This window comes from uncultured Maritalea sp. (assembly GCF_937139385.1).
Lineage (GTDB): Bacteria > Pseudomonadota > Alphaproteobacteria > Rhizobiales > Devosiaceae > Maritalea > Maritalea porphyrae_A.
Genome location: NZ_CAKZPW010000315.1, coordinates 1 through 5,822 on the forward strand (window position 1 = coordinate 1; position 5,822 = coordinate 5,822).

Consider the following 5,822-nt stretch of genomic DNA (forward strand, 5'->3'; position numbering starts at 1 on the left):
AATTTCATCGGGATTTGGCACCACGCCAGTTACCGCCACAACGTCTTCAGGTGAAGAGCCCCACGTAACAATCGGGGTCAAGTTGGCTGCATCCAACGTGATTTCTTTATCAAAAACCGCGCCTTCATCTGTGTGTAGTGTTTCCCAATAGGCGCGCGCCATATCAAACGCTTCGCCTTTTGGTGCGCGCGGCTTGCCTTTAATATAGTCAAATGTCTTCTGGTCTGGTGCAATCAAACCTGCGCGAGCACCGCCTTCAATCGACATGTTACAAACCGTCATCCGGCCTTCCATCGACAAAGCTTCAATCGCTTCACCAGCATATTCAATCACATGGCCGGTGCCACCCGCAGTGCCAATTTCGCCAATGATCGCCAAAACGATGTCTTTTGCTGTTACACCATCAGGCAATTTGCCATTGACGGTTACCCGCATATTTTTCGCTTTGGACTGAATTAGCGTTTGAGTGGCCAAAACATGCTCAACTTCAGAGGTGCCAATGCCGTGCGCCAATGCACCAAACGCCCCATGAGTTGATGTGTGGCTGTCACCACAAACAATGGTCATGCCGGGCAGCGTAAAGCCTTGCTCTGGGCCCACAATGTGCACAACGCCTTGGCGTTTATCCAGCTCGTCAAAATACTCAACATCAAAATCTTTGGCATTTTGCGCCAAGGTTTCAACTTGCAACTTGCTGTCTGGATCATCAATACCATTTGAGCGATCGGTCGTTGGCACATTGTGGTCAACCACAGCCAATGTGCGCAAGGGTGCGCGCACTTTGCGTCCCGCCATCCGCAACCCTTCAAAAGCCTGCGGACTTGTAACTTCATGCACGAGGTGGCGGTCAATATAAAGATGGCTGGTGCCGTCCTCATTATTGGTCACCAAATGATCATCCCAGATCTTGTCGTAAAGTGTGCGTGCGCTCGTCATCTGTCTATTTTCTCGCAAGGATTTGGTCTAAAGGGAATTCCGATCCATGTTTTTAAATCCGTAAGGAAACCGGGTCAAGGCTAACGCTCAAAGATCAGTTCCCTTTGATCGTGACGACCAAGAAAACAAATTTGACCCATAGCAAATATATTCCACTCATTTCCTACTTCATTTATTTACACTCAAGGAATAGGCTCACCCCATGTCATCACCAAAAGGGGTCACAACGATGGCGCAGGTTAAAACCTCCAACAAAGCGCATTTGGTTGCAGCAGCACATGAGCTACGTGCAACAGAGAAAAGCTTTTCGAACTTTCTCGTCCACCTAATCAACTCAATCGACGATACTGACTTAAGTCATTATGATATCGACGAATTTCTTGCCATTGCGCGACAGTCCTATGAGAATCTAGGCAAGCGGCAGTCCAAAGAACATTCGATTACGGTTGCATCGTTGAACAACAAGTCCAACACCTACACCATTGATGTTTTCAACGAAGACATGCCCTTTATTGTTGATTCGGGACTGGCCGCCATTCGCGCCTCCGGTGCGGACATTAGGCTTTTTGCTCACCCTGTGCTGCCCGTTAAAGGCGAGGGTAAAGACCTTGAGGTTTTAGAAACCTTAGAAGATGGCGCAACAACCGAAAGCCTGTTGCATGTGCATTTTGATCCTGGGCTAGACCCAAAAGCCCTAGACCTTGTTCAATCCGAAATGAACAACGTTCTCGTTCAAGTGCGCCGCGCCGTTGCTGGCTGGCGGCCAATGCTTGAGAAATTGGGCGATGTGGTGCGCAATTATCGCAATAACCCGCCACAAGTGGAAGAAGCGGTGCTTTCTGAAAGCATGCATTTTCTTGGCTGGTTAGCAGACCATAATTTCACGTTCCTTGGCATGCGCGAGTATAAATTCAGCGAAATTGATGGTGAGCCGAATTTGGAGCCCATTCCAAATAGCGGGCTTGGGATTCTTTCAGACCCAAATTTATTCTTTCTCCGCCACGGCCAAGACTATGTAGAAATGACCGCCCAACACGCGGACTTTTTGACAAAATCTGACCCCTTAATGGTCACCAAAGCCAACATTAAGTCTGTAGTGCACCGCCGTGTGCATATGGACTATATCGGCATCAAACAGTTCAACGAAGATGGATCAATCGCAGGTGAATTGCGCATTATTGGCCTTTTCACATCAATGTCCTTGGCCACACCACATACAGAAGTGCCTTTGCTCCGCCGCAAAGTCATGGAAGTGATGCGCAGATCAGGTCACAATCCAAATTCGCACTCAGGCAAAGCCCTAATGAGTGCGCTCGACAATTATCCGCGCGAAGAGCTGTTTCAGATCGACGAAGATTTATTGTTCGAATTTGCGACCACAATTTCAGCCCTTGCTGATCGGCCACGCGTGCGCGTGCTACCGCGCATAGATCCTTTCGACAATTTCGTGTCGATCATCATGTTCATGGCCCGAGATCGCTACACATCCACAATTCGTGAACAAGTAGGCGAGTATCTGGCTGAGCAATATGATGCGCGGGTGTCAACCTATTACCCGAATTTCCCAGAAGGTGAATTGGTCTCTGTACACTTTATTCTTGGCCGAAACGGGGGTGTCACACCGCGACCAAGCCGTGATGAACTTGAAGCCCATATCACTGATCTCACCTATAGCTACGGTGATCGGCTTTTGGCGACCGCGAAAGATCCGCGCGCAATCCTTGATTATGCGAACGCTTTCACGAATGCCTATCAAGAAAAATATGGCCACGCGGAAGCTTTAAAAGACATAGAGCAATTCCAATTGCTCAAAGACGAAAAGCAAATTGCTGTTCGCTTGAGCAAACATTCAAGACGCGAAGGCGCTTATTCGCTTAAGCTCTACCACCGTGCAACGGCAATTCCGTTGAGCGCGCGGGTGCCTATGCTTGAAAACTTTGGGTTTAAGGTCAACAACGAGCGCACCTACACCGTCATACCGCAAAACACAGATGAACGTATTTTGCACGACATGACGATCAAAGCCCCCGGTGTAGATCAAGATTTGACCCAAGTGGACAATGTGATCGAAAGGGCCATTAAAGCTGTTTGGTATAAAGATGCGGAAAACGACGGCTACAACAAGCTCACTGTTCGCGCCGCAATGGAATGGGACGATGTTTCAATCATCCGAGCGCTTGGTCGTTACCTCAAGCAAACAAAAATAGCCTATTCCCAGCGCTATATGTGGGACACGTTGGCCAAACATCCAGACGTTGCCCAAGCCATCGTGGATTTATTCCACGTGCGCCACGCACCCGACTTTGTTGGCGATCGCACAAGCGTTGAAGCAAACGCGCGCGAAACCATCTCCGCGGCATTGCAAGCTATTACCTCGCTAGACGATGACACGATCGTACGCCGGTTCGTAAACCTCGTGGATTCAAGTTTACGTACCAACTTTTTCCAACGTGTCAACGGCAAGCGACGCCCGGCTTTGGCCATCAAATATGATGCTTCAAAGGTTGATGGTTTGCCTGAACCACGTCCATTCCGTGAAATCCATGTCTATAGCCCACGGGTTGAAGGTGTGCATTTGCGCGGCGGCATGATCGCCCGTGGCGGCCTGCGCTGGTCGGATCGCCCAGAAGATTTTCGCACGGAAGTATTGGGTCTTGTTAAGGCTCAAATGGTGAAAAACGCCGTGATTGTTCCGGTTGGCGCAAAAGGCGGCTTTGTGCCCAAACAAATCAAAAGCAACGCAAGCCGCGAAGAGTTTTTGGCGGAAGGCACAGAAGCCTACAAAATCTTCATCGGTTCATTACTCGACATCACTGACAATCTTGATGGCGACAAAATCATTCCCCCTAAAGATGTCACCCGTATTGATGGAGATGATGCATATTTAGTGGTCGCGGCCGACAAGGGTACAGCAACCTTCTCCGACACAGCCAATGCCATATCCGATGAACGCCAATTCTGGCTTTCTGACGCATTTGCATCAGGTGGGTCGGTTGGCTATGACCACAAAAAGATGGGCATTACTGCCCGCGGCGGTTGGGAGGCAGTAAAACGCCATTTCCGCGAACTTGACCGCGACATCCAAACACAGCCGTTTACGGCCGTTGGCGTGGGCGACATGTCTGGGGATGTGTTTGGCAACGGCATGCTTTTGTCTAAAGCCACAAAACTAATCGCCGCATTTGACCACCGCGACATCTTTATTGACCCAAATCCAGACCCAGCAACCACCTGGGCTGAGCGCAAACGGATCTTTGAGATGGGGCGGTCAAGTTGGCAAGATTATGACCAATCGCTCCTTTCAAACGGTGGCGGCATTTATCCGCGCACATCAAAATCGATCAAGCTTTCTCAAGAAGCTGTTGATGCCCTGGGACTAGAAAAAGACGAGATGACGCCGAATGAATTAATGCGGGCCATTTTAGTCTCCAAGGTGGACCTTTTATGGTTTGGTGGCATTGGCACCTATGTTCGGGCCAGCACAGAAAGCGATGCAGAAGCGGGCGATCGTGCAAACGACGCCATTCGCATCACCGGTTCGGAAGTGGGCGCAAAAGCCATCGGCGAAGGGGCCAACCTTGGCATAACCCAATTGGGTCGTGTCGAATTTGCCCGCGCAGGGGGCCGCATCAACACGGATGCGATCGACAATTCTGCCGGGGTAAACTCTTCAGATTTGGAAGTGAACATCAAAATCGCATTGGGCACATTGGTGCGCGATGGCACACTCAATTATGAGCAACGAAACACCTTCTTGGCAGAAATGACCGATGAAGTGGCTCAATTGTGTTTGCGCAACAACTATTTGCAGACCCTAGCCATTTCATTGGCTGAACGCAGAAATCTGAGCGACTTACCCTATCATGCTGATTTCATGAAAGCGCTTGAGGCGGCAGGCCATTTGAACCGCAAGGTTGAATATCTGCCTAAACATGTTGACCTGATGGAACGCGAAGCCCAAGGCGCCGGCCTTTACCGACCAGAATTGGCGGTAATCTTGGCTTATGCGAAAAACACGCTTTATGCCGAATTGCTAGAAAGCGAAGTGCCAGATGATCCATATTTGGGCAAAGAGCTGTTTCGTTATTTCCCCGATCAATTGGCTGACGAGCACCCCGATACAATCAAGAACCACCGCTTGCGGCGCGAAGTGATTGCAACGGTATTGTGCAACGCCATGATCAACCGGGGCGGCCCTGACTTTGTGCACCGCGTTGCAGCAGCAACAGGTTCCGATGCTTCACAGGTGGCCGCTGCTTACGCTGCCGCCCGCGACAGCTTTGGCTTGACCGATATGAACCTTGCCATTGATGCTTTGGACACAAAGATCAAAGGGGAAACTCAGCTCGAACTCTATGATGAGCTGCGCACACTTCTGCTGCAACAAACCGCTTGGTTCTTGCGAAACGTCAATTTTGCCGACGGTATTTCAACAGTTGTTGAAACCTATTCAAAAGGCATTGAGACAATTCGCACAATGTTCGACGAAGTGCTTCCAGCATTTGTGGCAGCCTCTGTTTCTGACCAAGCCAAAAGCTTTGAAGAAGGTGGCACCCCAGACGGTTTGGCCAAACGCATCGCGCAACTTTCAGCGCTTACTTTGGCCACAGAAGTTGTGCTGGTCAGCGAACGCGCGAACATCTCGGTGGAAGATGCGGCGAGAACCTATTTTGCGGTTCTAGAAACCTTCCAACTTGGCCATATCACAGAGCAAATTCAAACCATTGAGGTCAAAGACTATTATGATCGCATGGCACTTGATCGGGCCATTGCAAACCTAATGCGTGCACAGCGCGACATTACTCTAGATGTTCTTACTTTCGACAGCGCTGATGTTGAAACCGGCTTGGCCGCTTGGCATGAAGCACGCCGCGACGACATTGAAC

At 49.9% G+C, this 5,822-nt stretch carries 2 protein-coding genes; one reads left to right on the top strand and one right to left on the bottom strand.

Annotation, left to right across the window (positions count from 1 at the left end; translation table 11 throughout):
* A partial coding sequence (locus Q0231_RS12990; protein ID WP_299347997.1) for a 3-isopropylmalate dehydratase large subunit occupies positions 1-936 on the bottom strand: 936 nt, incomplete at its 3' end.
* A gap of 202 nt (positions 937-1,138) precedes the next feature.
* Between Q0231_RS12990 and Q0231_RS12995 the strand changes: the two genes are divergently transcribed.
* A partial coding sequence (locus tag Q0231_RS12995) for an NAD-glutamate dehydrogenase (protein WP_299347999.1) occupies positions 1,139-5,822 on the top strand: 4,684 nt, incomplete at its 3' end.